This window comes from Flavobacterium sp. ZB4P23 (assembly GCF_003970375.1).
Classification (GTDB): Bacteria; Bacteroidota; Bacteroidia; order Flavobacteriales; family Flavobacteriaceae; genus Flavobacterium.
Window position 1 is genome coordinate 59,194 of sequence record NZ_RYDK01000004.1, and the last position, 17,036, is coordinate 76,229.

11 protein-coding genes are annotated in these 17,036 nt (G+C 34.9%); 9 read left to right on the forward strand and 2 right to left on the reverse strand.

The window, feature by feature from the left end:
• Positions 1-2 precede the first annotated feature (2 nt).
• The 6 genes from EKL99_RS07775 (at position 3) to EKL99_RS07800 (ending at position 11,331) form a co-directional block, all read left to right on the forward strand.
• Positions 3-1,223, forward strand: coding sequence for a peptidoglycan DD-metalloendopeptidase family protein (locus EKL99_RS07775; protein WP_126457630.1), 1,221 nt, complete (start codon positions 3-5; stop codon positions 1,221-1,223).
• Positions 1,224-1,403: 180 nt separating this feature from the next.
• A complete protein-coding gene (pgi, locus tag EKL99_RS07780; RefSeq protein ID WP_126457629.1) occupies positions 1,404-3,047 on the forward strand; it encodes a glucose-6-phosphate isomerase in 1,644 nt (547 codons plus the stop codon).
• Between the two features lie 379 nt (positions 3,048-3,426).
• Positions 3,427-6,663: a carboxypeptidase regulatory-like domain-containing protein gene (locus EKL99_RS07785; protein WP_126567736.1), complete on the forward strand. Its 3,237-nt coding sequence runs from the start codon at positions 3,427-3,429 to the stop codon at positions 6,661-6,663.
• Between the two features lie 261 nt (positions 6,664-6,924).
• Positions 6,925-10,218, forward strand: a complete 3,294-nt coding sequence (locus tag EKL99_RS07790) for a TonB-dependent receptor (protein WP_126561432.1) — start codon at positions 6,925-6,927, stop codon at positions 10,216-10,218.
• A gap of 96 nt (positions 10,219-10,314) precedes the next feature.
• A complete protein-coding gene (locus tag EKL99_RS07795) occupies positions 10,315-10,749 on the forward strand; it encodes a hypothetical protein (RefSeq protein WP_126457626.1) in 435 nt (144 codons plus the stop codon).
• A gap of 84 nt (positions 10,750-10,833) precedes the next feature.
• Positions 10,834-11,331, forward strand: a complete 498-nt coding sequence (locus tag EKL99_RS07800; protein ID WP_126561433.1) for a septal ring lytic transglycosylase RlpA family protein — start codon at positions 10,834-10,836, stop codon at positions 11,329-11,331.
• 1 nt (position 11,332) lies between these two features.
• On the opposite strand, the gene EKL99_RS07805 is transcribed toward EKL99_RS07800, so the two are convergent.
• Complete coding sequence (locus tag EKL99_RS07805; protein WP_126457624.1) at positions 11,333-11,800, reverse strand: CYTH domain-containing protein; 468 nt, start codon at positions 11,798-11,800, stop codon at positions 11,333-11,335.
• Between the two features lie 422 nt (positions 11,801-12,222).
• Here EKL99_RS07805 and EKL99_RS07810 point away from each other — a divergent pair, with 422 nt between their 5' ends.
• From EKL99_RS07810 to EKL99_RS07820, 3 genes are all read left to right on the forward strand, one after another.
• Positions 12,223-14,307 (forward strand): site-specific recombinase, encoded by a 2,085-nt coding sequence (locus EKL99_RS07810; protein WP_231507405.1) that lies wholly within the window; start codon positions 12,223-12,225, stop codon positions 14,305-14,307.
• A gap of 54 nt (positions 14,308-14,361) precedes the next feature.
• Positions 14,362-15,444 (forward strand): DNA polymerase IV, encoded by a 1,083-nt coding sequence (gene dinB / locus EKL99_RS07815; RefSeq protein ID WP_126554018.1) that lies wholly within the window; start codon positions 14,362-14,364, stop codon positions 15,442-15,444.
• A gap of 94 nt (positions 15,445-15,538) precedes the next feature.
• Positions 15,539-16,054 (forward strand): PAS domain-containing protein, encoded by a 516-nt coding sequence (locus EKL99_RS07820; RefSeq protein ID WP_126457622.1) that lies wholly within the window; start codon positions 15,539-15,541, stop codon positions 16,052-16,054.
• Between the two features lie 60 nt (positions 16,055-16,114).
• Here EKL99_RS07820 and EKL99_RS07825 read toward each other — a convergent pair whose 3' ends face one another.
• On the reverse strand, positions 16,115-16,885 hold the full coding sequence (locus EKL99_RS07825) for a Bax inhibitor-1/YccA family protein (RefSeq protein WP_126457621.1): 771 nt from the start codon (positions 16,883-16,885) through the stop codon (positions 16,115-16,117).
• Between the last annotated feature and the right edge of the window lie 151 nt (positions 16,886-17,036).

Below are 17,036 nucleotides of genomic sequence, written 5' to 3' on the forward strand. Positions count from 1 at the left end.
ATTTGAAACAAATATTTATAATTATAATAGCACTTTTTTCTTTAGTATCATGTAATAAAATGAAGGAAGTTGTGCCGGAAAAAGTAGTGAAACTTGTTCCTAAAAAGAGTGAGTTTGGGTTTGTTCTTGCTGATTTTAATATCGTTAATGATACTATAGAAAGGGGAGATACTTTTGGAACTATTATTCAAAATCAGAATATTGGGGAACGAAAAGTATATGATATTATTGCTAAAGTGAGAGATTCGTTTGATGTAAGAAGTATTAGAATCAACAGGCCTTTTACGTTGTTGAGGTCCAAGGATAAAAAACATAATTTACAGGCTTTTATTTATCAACCCGATGCGCTGAGTTATTACGTGATTGATATGCGGGACACAGCGGTAGTTGTTTATAAAAAAACCAAACCAATTACAATTAGGCGACGCACCATTGGTGGAGTTTTGAAAGAATCATTGTCGGAAACTTTAGACAATGCTAAGATTGAAGGGGCTCTAGCGAATAAAATAGCTAAAATTTACGCCTATTCAATTGATTTCATGAAACTCAAAAAAGGAGATCGTTTTGCGATAACGTTTACAGAGCGCTTTATAAATGATTCCGTTTATGATGGAGTCGAAGAACTGGAAGCTTCTTTTTTTGAATACGGAGGAAAAATTATTTATGCCTTTCCCTTTGCGCAGAACCCCAATTCAGATAAAATTCAATATTATAATGAAGAAGGGAAAACACTAAAAAATTTCTTTCTTAAGTCTCCAATAAAATTCAGTAGAATTTCGTCAAGATTTTCAAACAGTAGATTTCATCCGGTTCAGCACAGATGGAAAGCACATAAAGGAACGGATTATGCGGCGCCTCATGGCACACCTATAACCACTACGGCAAGCGGCGTTGTGGAGCAAAGTGGTTTTACTGCCGGAAACGGGAATTTTGTAAAAGTTAAACATAACGGAACCTACTCAACACAATATTTGCACATGTCAAAAATACTCGTGAGACGCGGACAACGGGTCAGTCAGGGACAGGTTATCGGTTTAGTAGGAAGCACAGGTTTGGCAACAGGGCCACATGTTTGTTATCGATTTTGGAAAAACGGAAGACAAGTAGATGCATTAAGACTTAAATTGCCTAGTGGTGAGCCGATGAATGGCGCTAATAAAAGTCGGTTTTTGACACAAATAACGCCCTTGAAATTTGAACTGGATAGTGTGGCTAACCTGTAAATAACATTTGTAAAATCATCACAATTTTTTTCAAAAAAGACGAGTTGCTTAGTGTTAGTCCCAAAAAACACTGAAATCTTGTTATATTACTATAGTTTAATATAATGCAAAACCATTTTTCATTAAAACTAATTTCACTATTTTTACCCTATTAAAATAATACTACAAAACACACAATAAATGGCTTTAAATACCACAAATCCAACCGAAACAAGCGCTTGGAAAAAACTTGAAAAGCATTACAGCGAAATGCAAAAAGCGTCGATTCAGGAATTATTTCAATTGGACGAATCCAGAACAAAAAAATTCAATTTGAAATGGAATGATTTTTTAATTGATTATTCAAAAAATATTATTAATCAAGAAACACTTCAGTTGTTATTACAACTAGCAGATGAAGTAGGACTTAAAAGTGCTATTGCTGATTATTTTAATGGTGCAATAATTAATCAAACCGAAAATAGAGCAGTACTTCACACCGCATTGCGTGCCAAAAAATCAGCAATAATAAATGTTGATGGAAGTAATGTACTTACTGAAATTAATGAAGTAAAAAGTAAAATTAAATTATTTACCAATGAAGTAATTTCCGGCAAAAGAACAGGTTTTACAGGGAAACCGTTCACGGATGTGGTCAATATAGGCATTGGAGGCTCGGATTTAGGGCCTGTTATGGTTGTTGAGGCATTGCAATTTTATAAAAATCATTTAAATGTTCATTTTGTTTCTAATGTGGATGGGGATCATGTAAATGAAATCATAAAAAAACTAAATCCAGAAACAACGCTTTTTGTGGTTGTTTCCAAAACATTTACAACTCAAGAAACATTAACCAACTCTGAAACCATCAGAAAATGGTTTTTAAAATCGGCTACTCAAGAAGATGTGGCCAAGCATTTTGTTGCCGTTTCTACCAATATTCAAAAAGTAACAGCGTTTGGGATAAACCCAGACAACGTATTCCCTATGTGGGATTGGGTTGGAGGGAGATTCTCTTTGTGGAGTGCCGTTGGACTTACGATAAGTTTAGCCGTTGGGTACGATAATTTTGACGGCTTGCTAAAAGGAGCCAATGAGATGGACGAGCATTTCAAAACTGCCGATTTTGACCAAAACATGCCGGTTACGTTAGCGTTATTGAGTATTTGGTACAACAATTTTTTTGGTGCCGAAAGTGAAGCTTTGATTCCGTACACGCAATACTTACAAAAATTAGCCCCCTACTTGCAACAAGGAACAATGGAAAGCAATGGTAAAAGTGTGGGTCGGGACGGGAAACCAGTCAATTACCAAACTGGGACGATCATTTGGGGGGAGCCGGGGACTAATGCACAACATGCTTTTTTTCAGTTAATTCACCAAGGGACAAAACTGATACCTGCAGATTTTATTGGATTTGTAACTCCGCTATACGGCGACAATGATCATCATGATAAACTAATGTCTAACTTTTTTGCACAAACAGAAGCATTAATGCATGGGAAATCAGAAGAACAAGTACAAGCTGAATTTGATACACAAGGAATTTCAGCTGATAAAGCAAAATTCCTTTTGCCATTTAAAGTTTTTACAGGTAACAAGCCTACAAACACTATTTTAATCCAAAAACTGACACCCGAGACGCTAGGCTCTTTGATTGCCTTGTACGAGCACAAGATTTTTGTACAAGGAGTGATCTGGAATATTTTTAGTTTTGATCAGTGGGGAGTTGAATTAGGAAAACAATTGGCTAATTCTATCTTGGAAGAAATTAATACGAAAACGGTTCAAACACATGACGGATCTACCACTTTTTTATTGAATCATTTTTTGAAGAATAAATAGGAGCAAATAAGCTACTGATTTTTATGATCGTATCAATTTTCATTTAAGGTTGATTACTGCTCTGTTTTTGATGGAGGTATAAAACACTAAAAGCCCTGATTTTAGCTAATTCAGGGCTTTTTAGTATTTAAGTAATTCTGTTAGAGTACTTTTTTTAAATTTGTGTTATTTTTTTTAGTATTTGCAATTGGTAATTTGGTGTGGATAATTTAATATAAAATGATTTTAATTGAAAATTCTCTTTTTTTTTAATTAAAAAAAGCGTGATTATTGTTTTGAGATAAAAATTCTGTTTAAAAGAAATGCTATTCTTAACGTTATGTTAACTTATTTAAGTAAAAATGTTATATTTTTGCCAAATATTAATTAACTAGACAATATGAAAAATTTTTTAAAGTTGTTTTTTACATTAGGGGTATTATTTTGCGCTAATCCTAACCTTTACGCACAGGGAAATACAAATTCCTCTGTAAGCGGAAATGTTTATGATAACGATTCTCAAACTTTACCAGGGGCATCTATTCTTGCAGTACATACTCCTTCAGGTTCCCGTTACACTGCATCTACAGATGGGACAGGTAATTTTAGTATTTCAAACATGAGAGTTGGTGGGCCTTATAAGGTTACCATTACTTATGTAGGTTTTAAAAACTATGAAGAAAACGAAATTTATCTTCAATTGGGAGAAAATAAAACTTTTAAAATTGCTTTGGCTGAAGATTCAAATGAATTGAAAGAAGTTGTAGTTAGAGCGTCAAGAGATAATACGTTTAATTCTCAGAGAACAGGAGCTCAAACGGTAATCAATTCAGATAAAATCAAGTCATTGCCTTCCTTATCCAGAAACATTTCTGATTTTGCAAGATTGACACCTCAGGCACAAATTCGAGGCGATGATCAATTGTCTATTGGGGGACAAAATAATAGATTCAATGCAATTTATATTGATGGAGCTGTAAGTAATGATGTTTTCGGACTAGCTGCAAACGGAACTAACGGAGGGCAAACGGGTGTAAGTCCAATTTCTGTGGATGCAATTGAGCAATTTCAAGTAAGTGTAGCTCCTTATGATGTGAAACTTTCAGGTTTTGCGGGTGGAGCAATTAGTGCAATTACGAAATCAGGAACTAATGATTTTGAAGGATCTGCCTATTTTTTCAATAGAGACGAGTCTATTTCTGCTAAAACGCCTCCTTCATTGGCAGGTGCAGACGGAAGACAAAAGTTAGCTGATTTTTCTGCGCAAACGTACGGAGTTCGTGCAGGTGGATCAATTGTCAAAGACAAATTGTTTTATTTTATCAACTATGAAAAACAAAATAATGAAACACCACAACCTTTTGATTTTGGTACCTACGCAGGAGATTCTAAATTAGCTGATATTAATGCCTTAACTGCAAAATTAGCAGGTTTTGGATATGATCCAGGTTCTTACAATAATAATGTCAGAACACTTAAGAGTGATAAAATCATTGCTAAGTTAGACTGGAACATCAGTGATAATCATAAATTATCATTTAAGCACAGTATTGTTGATGCAGAGAATTTTTCTCCTAGCCGTTCTTCTGCTACAGCAATTAGTTTTATCAATGGTAGTCAGTTATTTAAATCGACAACTAATTCAACAGCTTTAGAACTAAACTCAAGATTTAGTAATAAATTTTCTAACAATCTTGTTATTGCTTACACAACTGTAGCTGATGACAGAGACCCATCTGGAGATCCGTTTCCTACCGTTCAAATTATAGATGGTCCAGGTAGTATTTTCTTTGGTGCAGAAGCTTTTTCAACTGCAAATCTTTTAGATCAAAAAGTATTGACTATTTCTGATAATTTTGAAATCAATCTTGGAAGAAATAAAATCACGATTGGAACTCACAACGAATTTTCACAATCTAAAAACGTATTCTTTGGTAACAATTTTGGAGCTTATCGTTACTCCAAATTATCTGATTTCTTAACAGATGCAAGAGCAAATAGGTTTTTAATGAACTATTCCTTGATTGGTGGTAGTGGAGATGAGTCGCTAGGAGCAGCTGAGTTTGGTACAAAACAATTTGGTTTGTATATTCAAAATGACATGAGATTGACTGAAAATTTCAAACTTTCTTACGGAGTAAGAGTTGATATGCCGGTATGGGAAGATGGTTTAGTAAATAATGATTTTAATGTTAGAACGGTTGGGTTATTACAAGCAGCCGGTAAAAACTTGAAAGATGCCAGAGTAGGTCAAGGGATATCTAATTATGCTCATTTTGCACCGCGTTTGGGTTTTAATTATGATGTAAATGGTGCAAAATTAACTCAAATTAGAGGTGGATTTGGAGTATTTACTTCTAGGTTACCGCTAGTATGGCCAGGTGGGACATATAACAATAATGGAGTTACTCAAGGAGCGATTCAAATTACCGGAGGGACAACGCCAGTGTTCAATCCTAATCCAAGCGTTGATAGTCAAATAGCGCCGCTTCCTGCTTCTGTCCCAAGACCAGGTTCAGGTAGTACGGGCGGTAATATTGATATTTTTGCAAAAGATTTTAAATTACCACAGGTATTTAAAGCAAGTTTTGCAGTAGATCAAAAATTGCCATTAGGCTTCGTGTTTACTTCTGAAGTTACTTACAATGATAACATCAGTGCTATCACCTATGAAAATTTGAATATCAAAGCGTCTACAAGTAACTTAACTGGAGCGGATACAAGACCAACTTACAATGCAAATAATAGAGTTGATAACAAGTATCTAGGAATTTATTTGGCCTCTAATACAGATGAAGGAAAAGCTTATAATGTGTCTTTTACTTTAACTAAAAACTTTAGATCACCATTTATTGACGGTAATATTTCTGGTACATATTCCTATGGTAAGTCTACCGTTCTATTGGATGCAACCTCATCTCAAAACAGTTCTCAGTGGAATAATACTGAAACCGTTAATGGAGCTAATTTTCCAACATTGTCAAGATCTGATTTTGATCAAGGTGCAAGAGTTATTTCGAACGGAAATGTTACTTTGAAATGGAGTAAATTCACAAAATCAAGAATTGGTTTCTTCTACGAAGGAGCTCAAGGAACACCGATAAGTTATGTGTATAATGACCGTGGAAATTTGTTAAAAGATACATTCTCTAGTTCAGCATTGATTTATGTTCCTGCTGCTAAATCTGAAATTAATTTAGTAAGCACAACTAATGGCTTAACCGCTGATCAACAATGGGATGCGCTTAGTGCTTTTATCGAAGGGAATGAGTATTTAAGAAGTAGAAAAGGTGGATACGCTGAGCGTAACGGAGATCGTTTAAAAACGACTCATGTTGTCGATTTGAAATTTGCACAAGAGTTTACTATCAACGTAGGGAATAAGAAACATACCTTAGAATTTACAGCTGATATTTTCAACTTTACCAATCTTATAAATAAAAATTGGGGTAAACGTTATTTTACAAGCTTTGACCAAGTGCAATTGCTTCAGCAAGTTGGATTCTTAGCTAATGGTACCACACCAACGTTTAGATACAACCCTGCTGTAGGAAATAATGTTAACCAAGTTGATGATGTAGGTCTTAACTCATCAAGATGGCAAATGCAAACTGGTGTTCGTTATACATTCAACTAGTTTAGCTTAAAATAATCTAACCCTCATTTCAATTTGGAATGAGGTTTTTTTTTTATAACTAAAAACCACATTTTAAGTCTTTTAAAAAAAGAATAATCTTTAATAAAAAAAATAAATACTTTGGTTTTCGATCTAAAAAGAAATAATGGTTGAGGGCGAAAAAATTGTTTTGAAATACCGTATTCTTAACAGTATGTTAACTTATTTAAGTAAAAATGTTATATTTTTGCCAAACTTTTTTAACTAAACAAAAAAACAAAAATGAAAAGAATTATTTTTATTTTGATTATTTTTTTATCAGTTGTAGGTCATTCGCAGGTCACTAGTTCTGCTATGTCTGGTACTGTTAAATCGAATGCTGGAGAGACTCTTCCAGGAGCGTCAGTTGAGGTCGTTCACACGCCTACAGGAACAAAATATTTTTCAACTACAAGTGCCAATGGAGGCTATGCAGTTCAGGGTATTAGACCAGGCGGTCCCTACACTGTAAGAGTGACTTATGTGGGCTACAAAACAACAGAAATCACGGATATTAACGCTCCTTTAGGGAATAATTTAACTGTAAATATTGTTGTAGAAGAAGAATCAAATGCGTTGAATGAAGTAATTGTTTCTACAAAATCGAAAGGGACTTTCAATAAAGGAAGAACTGGAGCATCTCAACAATTTTCTAACAGAGAAATCACTGCCGTGCCAGTAACAGGTGCACGTTCCATAAATGCAATTACTAAGTACAATGCTAATGCAGGTAGTAACGGTACTTTTGGTGGTCAGGATTCAAGATTAAACAATTTTACTATTGACGGATCTGTTTTTAATAATGGTTTTGGTTTAGGTAGTGACTCACAAGCCGGAGGAAGAACCGGTTCTACAGCTATTTCATTAGATGCTATTGAGCAATTACAAGTAAATATCGCTCCTTATGACGTACGTCAATCCGGATTTTTAGGTTCTGGAATCAATGCGGTTACCAAAAGTGGAACGAATGAGGTGGAAGGGTCAATATACAACTCATTCCGAAGCAACAAAAAAGACTTCATAGGAAGTAAAGCAGGAGAAAGAACAGTAGTACCTGGAAAATTTGAAGAAAAAATTTGGGGCGCCAGAATTGGAGCACCAATCATTAAAGATAAATTATTTTTCTTTGGGAATGTTGAAACTATAGAGAACATTAGCCCGGCTACTACTTGGACATCTACAGGTTCGCCACAAGCAAGTGCACAGGTTTCGGCTCCTACTTTTGCACAAATGCAAACACTTTCTACTTTTTTGCAAGATAAATTTAATTATACCACAGGACCATGGGAAAACTATGATGCTGAAAGAATTTCAAAAAAATTCCTAGCCAGACTGGACTGGAATATTAATGATAATCATCAATTGACCGCTCGTTATGTTTTTCATAACTCTAATTCTGATGAGTTAACTTCAAACTCAAATTCATTAGGTTTTGGAAACAGAAGAACAAGTCCGTTAGCAATGTCTTTTAAAAACAGCGGATATGTAATTCAGGATAATACGAGATCAGTAGTCTTAGAATTGAATAGTAAATTAAGCAATTCTTGGTACAATAACTTTATTGCAGGTTACGATAAGCAAATTGAAGACAGAGCATTACAAGGTGGTGGTTTGTTTCCAACAATTGATATCTTAAACGGTTCAAACACATTTATTTCGGCAGGTTTAGATCCGTTCACTCAAGGAAATAAACTTTCGTATTCTACATTACATTTTACTAATAATTTGACCAAAACGATAGGTAAACATTCATTATTGTTTGGTACTAACTTTGAGTACTTCAAATCAAGCAACTTGTTTTTCTCTGGGTCTAATGGTGTTTATACTTTTAATTCACTTTCTGACTTTTATGCAGCAGCTAATCAGTCTGCAAACACAGGTGGGGCGCCATCAACAACTGCACTTCCTGCACGTCTTCAATTCAGATATTCTGCATTGCCCGGCGCTCAAGAGCCATTACAAATCTTCAAGTCAAACAAATTAGATTTGTACACGCAAGATGAAATGAAATTGAGCGATAGATTTAAATTAACAGTAGGTCTTCGTGCCACAGCTGTTTGGTTTGCTGATACAGCTCTTGAGAATCCTGCAGTTACTGCATTAACTTTTGGACAAGGCCAAAAATTTAATACAGGAAAAATGCCTGATACTCAGTATTTGTTGGAGCCAAGAGTTGGTTTTAACTTAGACTTAAATGGCGATGCAACGACGCAACTTCGTGGAGGTAGTGGTGTTTTTACAGGAAGAGCACCTTCAGTTTATTTATCTAATGCAATTGGTAATAATGGAGTGCTTACAGGTTTTGTTGATGTAAGTGGCACTGCATTGGCTTCTGGTGGGTATGGTTTTACTCCAAACCCAAATGATTATTTTATTCCGGATACCCCAACGCTTCCTACTACTTTTGAATTGGCTTTCACCGATAAAAAATTTAAGTTTCCGCAAGTTTGGAAAACTAATATAGCGGTTGATCAAAAACTTCCTTTTGGTTTTGTAGGTACAGTAGAAGGGATTTTTCAAAGAAATATTAATGCGATACATTATTATAATGCTAATTTTGATGCGCCAGTTGGAACTTTCAGCGGTCCGGATAACAGACCAAGATATGCTCGTACCGATGCAGGTGTTCGTGTTAATGATAATGTTTCCAGTGCCGTTGTTTTAACAAACACGGACAAAGGATATTTTTATTCTTCAACCTTTAAATTAGAGTATCCATACAAAAAAGGGCTATGGGGATCGTTTGCATACACGTATTCAAGTGCTAATGATTTGTTATCTCCGGGTTCTATTGCTTCTGGTTCGTGGACGGGCGCTAGATCTGTAAATGGAAATAACGACTTACCTTTAGCATTGTCTAACAATAATACACCACATAGATTAGTTGGTATTTTAGGATACAAAATTGAATACGGTAAAAATGTAGGGGCGGCAACTTCAATCAATTTAGGATACATTGGAGAACAATCCGGACCGTTTTCCTATTCTTACGGGGGTGATATGAATGGTGACAGAGTAAATAACAATGACTTGATTTATGTCCCTAAAAATGCAAATGAAATTCGTTTTCAATCACTTTCAGTAACAAATGGGACTGTGACAACAGTCTACACTGAAGCGCAACAACAACAAGCTTACGAATCCTATATCAATCAAGATGATTACCTTTCTACTAGAAGAGGGCAGTATGCAGAGAGAAATGGAGGAGTTTTACCTATGCTACATAGATTAGATTTATCAGCAACTCAAGATTTTTATATTACAATTGCGGGTAAAAAGAATAATTTTCAATTCAGAGCTGATATCCTGAACTTTACTAATTTCATTAATAAAGATTGGGGAGTTACACAACGAGTTACAAATACAAATGTTTTGAACTACAGAACAACGACTACGAATGTTCCTTTTTATCAATTAGCGACTCAAGTAGAAGCTAACGGAACTCGAGTTTTAATAAAAGACACTTTTCAAAAAAATGCTTCAACTTTTGATGTTTGGCAAGCACAATTTACACTTAGATACATTTTTGGTAAGTAGGAGTAATTTAAGTGTTTGAATATTTAAAACCACGTTGAAAAACGTGGTTTTTTTATGCCTTTTTTGCTTATATTTGTTAAAACAAAAATATTATTTATGGAGGATTTTATTCAAAAATTTCATTCTGGCTGGGCTTATCTCGCACTTTTAGTTTTAGTGGTGGCTGTGGTTAATTCTTTGATAGGGATGTTTTCTAAAAAAGAATTTACTTCCAAAGACAGAAAGATAGCGCTGTTTGGCTTAATAGCAATACACACTCAATTAGTAGTAGGTGTACTTTTATACTTTGTGTCTCCCAATGGTTTGAATATGATAAAAGCCGTTGGAATGGGTGGGCTGACAACGGAAAGCCGATTGTTGGCTTTAGAACATCCTTTGATCAATATAATAGCAATTGTCTTGATTACTATTGGGTGGTCAAAACACAAAAAAGCAACTACAAGCGAATCTAAATTTAAAACATTTTCTATTTTTTATGGTTTAGGATTAGTGCTTATTTTAAGCCGAATCCCATGGAAAATATGGTTTTAAAAAAAACCGTGAAAGCTCTAGAAATAGAGCTTTTTTTATCTAGGTATGGTTTTTGTAAAATAGATTTAACTAAAAAAGACATAAATGAAAAAATCAATAACATTATTTTTTTTGTTGGCAATAATCACTTTAGCCAGTAGCCAAAGTTCCATCTCTGAAAGACAAAAAGCCACCATACAAAAAGCCACCATACAAAAAGACAGCATCAAAAAAAGTCGAACCGCAATGGAGCTGGAAGAAAAAAAAATAGACTCATTGATCTCTTCTTTAGGAAAATTTAAAATCTACAAAAAAGCCGCTCACGCATCCTATTACGCAGATAAATTCAATGGCAGAAGAACGACCAGCGGTACAAAATTTGACAATAATAAATATACCGCCGCCCACAAAAAACTGCCCTTTGGTACCAAAGTCAAAGTGACCAATGAAAAAAACGGGAAGTTCGTAATTGTAGAAATTACAGATAGAGGCCCATTTGTCAAGTCTAGAGAGATTGATCTTTCTAAACGAGCATTTATGGATATTGCAGCTAATAAAAACAGCGGAGGGCTGCAGGTAACTATAGCCGTAATGAGTAATTAGATTACCAGTTTCTAAAAGGCGAAGTGCTCAAATAAGAATTGTAATAGCGGGAGTCTCCGGTGACTTCCTTGTCCAGCCAAGCTGGTTTTTCAAAAAATTCTTCTTCAGAGTTTAATTCAATTTCTGCCACAACCAGTCCTTGATTTTCACCATGAAATTCATCTACTTCAAAAATATGAGAGCCCACTTTTATTTCAAAACGAGTTTTATCAATAGCTCCCTTTTCACACAAAAGCAGTAATTTTTCAGCGTCACTAATGGAAATTTCTTTTTCCCACTCAAAACGGGACAGTCCGGAGGTATTAGAAATCCCCTTTATCGTCAGAAACCCCTTTTTTCCTTTTATTCGTACCCGTACCGTTCGCGCTGGCGCGGAACTCAAATAGCCCTGCGCAATATGATTTTGAGTAAAAGCAGATTCTTTATAGGAATCATCTTTGACTAAAAATTTTCTTTCTATTTCTATCATTTCAAGCGAAATTTGTTATTTTTAGTTATTTATTTTGTCAGTTCACTTGGCTCGTATCCAGATATTCATTTCAATTTTTACTCATAAATCTTTTTTCAATTTGTAAAAAATAGCGTCTTGGGTTGCTCTTTTTTAAATGAAAAATAGTTTTTTTCAATCGAAGATTTTTCATTGCTATCTGGGCTGATACCAGCAACCAAAGGTATTAAATATTTTGCTTTTGTTCCGTTTTTATCTCTTTGACAAAAGCGGAGTTTATGCTAGTTTGCTGTTTTTTATGTTCCAATTCTGTGTGTCGATTACCGATAATAGGAAGGAAATTTTGCGAATAGGTCTTTTTGTGCGTCCTTGAGCAATAATTTCAAGGATTTATTAATGAAAAATGATCAGTCTGTTCGTATTTTTACAAAAATTAAACAAAGTTGATAAAACCATTTTTTAAAAGAAAACACAAGCCAACTCCAGTGGGAGTGCTAACTGAATTTTTTGGGGAAGCAGAGTCTTGGCGTGATACAGAAGACAACCTGGAGCCTTTAGTGGAGTTAATTCGGTTGATTCGGCCTTTGCAAACAAAAAAATTGGCAACCGTGGATTTGCAGGATATTATTACTTTTTTGAAAGAAAATTATTCTTGTCGGAAACAACTTTCCCTTTATCTCAAAGAAATTCTCAAAGACATTAAGTTTAATAAAATCCTCACAGACGCAGCTATTTTGCAAGATGTAGATTTTCTTTTTGAAGTCAAAAAAAGAATCTTTGCTAAGATATTGCCTTATCAACCTCAAAAAGACACTTTAGAATACATTTTCAATCAGGTTTTTTATCTAGCCAATGATGGGATTTGGGTAAATAAAATTCCAGTGGAGCAATTAGAGGAATTATACAGCCTTTTAAAATTCAAATCTATTTATGAAAGTGTAGCACCTCACTCCGTTTTATCAGAAATACTTGTTGCAATGCATCTTATTACACAACGCATCAGCGGTCGTGCCATGGAAACGGATGTGATTAAAATGGTACCTGAATTTGATGATTTTGAAAGTCCTTTTTCAGCTTTTGAAAAGGAATTGTTTCAAATAGAAGATCAAGTCCGGAGTTCTGAAAATCATTTCATCACTATAGATGATTTATCTTATTCCCAATTGATGGTTTTGCATAAGCAATGCGAAGAATTTGTGGACAGAGCTTTTCATAATAGTTCTAAATATGGCATTTCACTTCGGGTAAACCAGAATTTACTAAAAATCAGACAGCAATTAGAGCGGCTTAAATTTTTAATTCCGTTGCTGATCGTTGAAAAAGAGAGTGATAAAAAAAACAATGGGATTGTTTTAGCCTTGCGTTTGATAAAATTCAATTGCTACAAGAACAATGTTAGGAAATTTATAGCCGAAAGTACGCAATTAATCTCCTATGAAATTACCCAGCACACGGCTAAAACAGGGGAACATTATATCACAGAAAGTCGCAAAGAATATTTTAAAATGTTCCGTACCGCCCTAGGTGGAGGGTTTATTGTAGGTATATTATGTGTCATTAAGGTTTTGCTTGCTAGCGCTGACACTAGTTTTTTTGGGCATGCTTTTCTTTATAGTATGAATTATGCTTTTGGATTTATTGCTATTTATCTTCTGGGGTTTACTTTAGCTACAAAACAGCCAGCGATGACTGCTGCTGCCTTGATAAAAGCTCTAGAAAAAGGAGTTGCAAAACAAGGGAAGGAGGCGGAGAAATATGAAGCTTTTGCCATTCTTTTTGCACGTGTTTTCAGGTCCCAGTTTATTGCATTTTTGGGGAATGTAATTATGGCTTTTCCAGTTTCATTGCTTGGAATTTGGGCTATTGATTACTTATTCCATTATAATATTGCTGCAACTAAATGGGAAACGTTACTTACAGACATTAGTCCCATTCATTCATTAGCTATTTTTCATGCGGCAATAGCAGGATTTTTTCTGTTTTTATCTGGAATTATTTCGGGAAGTATTGCCAATAGGGATAAACATAATCAGGTTTTTTTCCGGATAACGGAACACCCCATGTTGAAAAGAAGCTTAGGGAAAGTACGTACTTTAAAATTAGCCAAGCTGTACGAAAAAAGAGGGGCCGGAATTATTTCTAATTTTTGGTTTGGCGTTTTTATGGGAAGTACGGCTTCCGTTGGCTTGTTTTTAGGGTTGAATCTGGATATTAGACACATCACTTTTGTAAGTGGCAATCTAGCCTTAGGAGTGTATGGAGCAAATTATCAAGTAAGCAATACTATGTTGTTTTGGGGCATTTTTGGGATTGGAGTTATTGGGTTAGTGAATTTTACGGTCAGTTTTAGCCTTTCGTTGGGATTGGCGCTCCGCTCCAGGGCTATTTCTTTGTTTGAATTGCGATTTATTGCCGCTTCTATCTGGAATCATTTTAAATCCAGACCCATTAGTTTCTTTTTTCCAACGGAAAACAAAAAAAAATCAGAAGTAGTTGTCAATTATTTGAGTTCAGACGGTAAGAATTAATCAGAATGCTAGGTTCTTTGGAAGAAATCGAAGGGAATATTCAATTAGAACATTATGCAGGGATTCATTCCAGTAAGAAAAATTATTCACGTTGACATGGATGCTTTCTACGCCTCTGTGGAGCAATTGGACAATCCATTGTTGCGGGGAAAACCCATTGCAGTGGGAGGTTCAGAGAATCGAGGAGTTGTCGCTGCAGCAAGTTATGAGGCTAGGAAATTTGGCGTAAGGAGTGCCATAAGTGGCGTTATGGCTAAAAAAAACTGCCCAGAACTTATTTTTGTTACACCGAGATTTGATCGGTACAAAGAAATATCAAGAAAAATTCACAAGATTTTTTATGAATATACGGATCTAGTAGAGCCACTCTCACTCGATGAGGCGTATTTAGATGTCACTACAAATAAAAAAGGAAATCCTAGCGCCACTTTATTGGCACAGGAAATAAGACAACGCATTTTTAATGAAGTAGGTTTGACAGCTTCGGCAGGGATTTCAGTTAATAAATTTGTCGCTAAAATCGCAAGTGATTATAATAAACCCGACGGGCAGAAAACAGTCGATCCAAATGAAGTGATTGCATTTTTGGAAGAATTAGCCATTCACAAATTTCATGGGGTTGGAAAAGTAACCACCGAGAAAATGTACCAATTAGGGATTTTTACGGGAGTAGAATTAAAAAGTAAATCATTGGAGTTTCTGGAGAGACATTTTGGAAAATCAGGACATTTTTACTACAACGTAGTTAGGGGAATTCATAATAGTGAGGTTAAATCCAATCGAATCACAAAATCAGTAGCGGCAGAACATACTTTTGACGTCAACCTTTCTTCAGAAATTTTCATGATGGAGCAACTGGATCCTATTGCAAGTGCCTTAGAAAGAAGATTAAAAAAACAAACTATAGCTGGAAAAACAATCACTTTGAAAATTAAATACAGTGATTTTACCCAACAAACCCGCAGTAAAACCTTGCCTTATTTTATATCTGGCAAAGGACTGATTCTAGAGGTTGTGAAAGAACTTTTGTACCAAGAGCGCATGAAGGATTCCGTTCGTTTGCTGGGGATTTCTCTAAGCAATTTGAATACAGAGCAGAAAAAATTTGTTGTGGTGCAGCTGAAATTTGATTTCTAATGGAGAATGAAGGAGTTCAACAATGGTTAAAATCTGAAATTTGTAATTTTATCTTTGTGAATAAAATTACATTTGGTTCATTAAATTATGTGTTATGAGCAATTTTAAAGAATATGAAGACGCTATTGCGATGTATCACAGCGCTTTAAGTATTAAGACGGTTCCTGTTTGTTCTTGGGATTTTCATAATGAATTTTTGAGTTCAGTCAAGAATGTTTTTTTGGATTTAAACAAGCTAAACTCAATTGCTTTGCAAAATAAATGGTCAAAAAATGATTGGGATCTCAATAGTAGCCTGAAAGAAGAGGTTGTTATTGTTACGGATGTAAAATTGAATATTATATTTGCTTCACACAACATGAAAAAAATGAACGGCTATGCAGAATCCGAAGTTTTGGGAAAAAGCCCTAAGATTTTTCAAGGGAAAGCAACGAGCAAGAGTACTTCAAGTGAAATTCGTACGGCAATAGTAGAGCAGAAACCTTTTGAAAAAACAGTGTTGAATTATAAAAAAAATGGGACTATTTATGTTTGTTTCATAAAAGGGTTTCCTATTTTCAACAATAAAGGGCTTTTAAGTCATTACATTGCTTTTGAGAAAGCAGCATAAAAAGAGTGACTCTTTTACACTTTAAAAGGTTCACTCTTTTTTATACAGCTATTAGCACGATTAGTTTTTACTGTTTAATTTTGAGAGCAATCTTAAAAATTCAATATACAGCCAAACAAGGGTGATCATTAACCCCATGGCACCATACCATTCCATGTATTTTGGCATTTTTTGTTCTGCTCCTTTTTCGATGCGGTCAAAATCCAAAAACAGATTTAAAGCAGCAATCACAATTACAAAAACACTGATTCCAATACTCATCCATGAGCCGCCATAATGCACGGGCACAAAACTGGTGAACATTGAAAATACCCAAGATATAAGATAATACGTGGCAATAGCCAATGTTGCAGCCACAACTACCGATTTGAATTGTTCTGTTACCTTCACAATTTTATATTTATACAATCCCAGACAAATCATGAAGGTTACAAATGTAGCTCCTACGGCCTGAATGACAATTCCAGGATACATTGCTTCAAATATTGCTGAAATTCCACCAATAAATAAGCCCTCAAAAAGTGCGTAACCAGGAGCTAAATAGGGGGAGTATTGAGGTTTAAACGCTGAAATTACGACTAGAATAAGCCCAACTACTGCACCGCCAATTGCCGGGACCATTGGGTTCATCCCATTAAAGGTCAACCACCATATTACTATAGCCGAAGCAGTAAGTAGTAAAAATAAAATCAAACTTTTATTTATGGTTCCTGACAAGGTCATCTCGTCATTATAATCAAGAATTGTGGTTTGATGTACTTGATCATTTTTTGAAACTGCAGTAGAAAAAGTTTTAGTATTTAAAAATGGATTTTTAGAATTAAAATTCATAATTGTTATATTTTTTTGTTATTCAAATATACGCTTTTGTCTCTTTGTTTCTGAACACTAAAGTAAACAACCAATTTCGTATTTAAATCTGGGATGAAATACCTAGTTCACTCCTCTAAAAAAACCGGTACTATCGTCAGGGTAATTAATG

Bases quoted from the DNA above. Each gene is read 5' to 3' on its own strand.
- EKL99_RS07795 (WP_126457626.1), top strand. From the start codon at position 10,315: ATGGAGGATTTTATTCAAAAATTTCATTCTGGCTGGGCTTATCTCGCA.
- EKL99_RS07790 (WP_126561432.1), top strand. From the start codon at position 6,925: ATGAAAAGAATTATTTTTATTTTGATTATTTTTTTATCAGTTGTAGGT.
- dinB (WP_126554018.1), top strand. From the start codon at position 14,362: ATGCAGGGATTCATTCCAGTAAGAAAAATTATTCACGTTGACATGGAT.
- pgi (WP_126457629.1), top strand. From the start codon at position 1,404: ATGGCTTTAAATACCACAAATCCAACCGAAACAAGCGCTTGGAAAAAA.
- EKL99_RS07785 (WP_126567736.1), top strand. From the start codon at position 3,427: ATGAAAAATTTTTTAAAGTTGTTTTTTACATTAGGGGTATTATTTTGC.
- EKL99_RS07800 (WP_126561433.1), top strand. From the start codon at position 10,834: ATGAAAAAATCAATAACATTATTTTTTTTGTTGGCAATAATCACTTTA.
- EKL99_RS07825 (WP_126457621.1), bottom strand. From the start codon at position 16,885: ATGAATTTTAATTCTAAAAATCCATTTTTAAATACTAAAACTTTTTCT.
- EKL99_RS07820 (WP_126457622.1), top strand. From the start codon at position 15,539: ATGAGCAATTTTAAAGAATATGAAGACGCTATTGCGATGTATCACAGC.
- EKL99_RS07805 (WP_126457624.1), bottom strand. From the start codon at position 11,800: ATGATAGAAATAGAAAGAAAATTTTTAGTCAAAGATGATTCCTATAAA.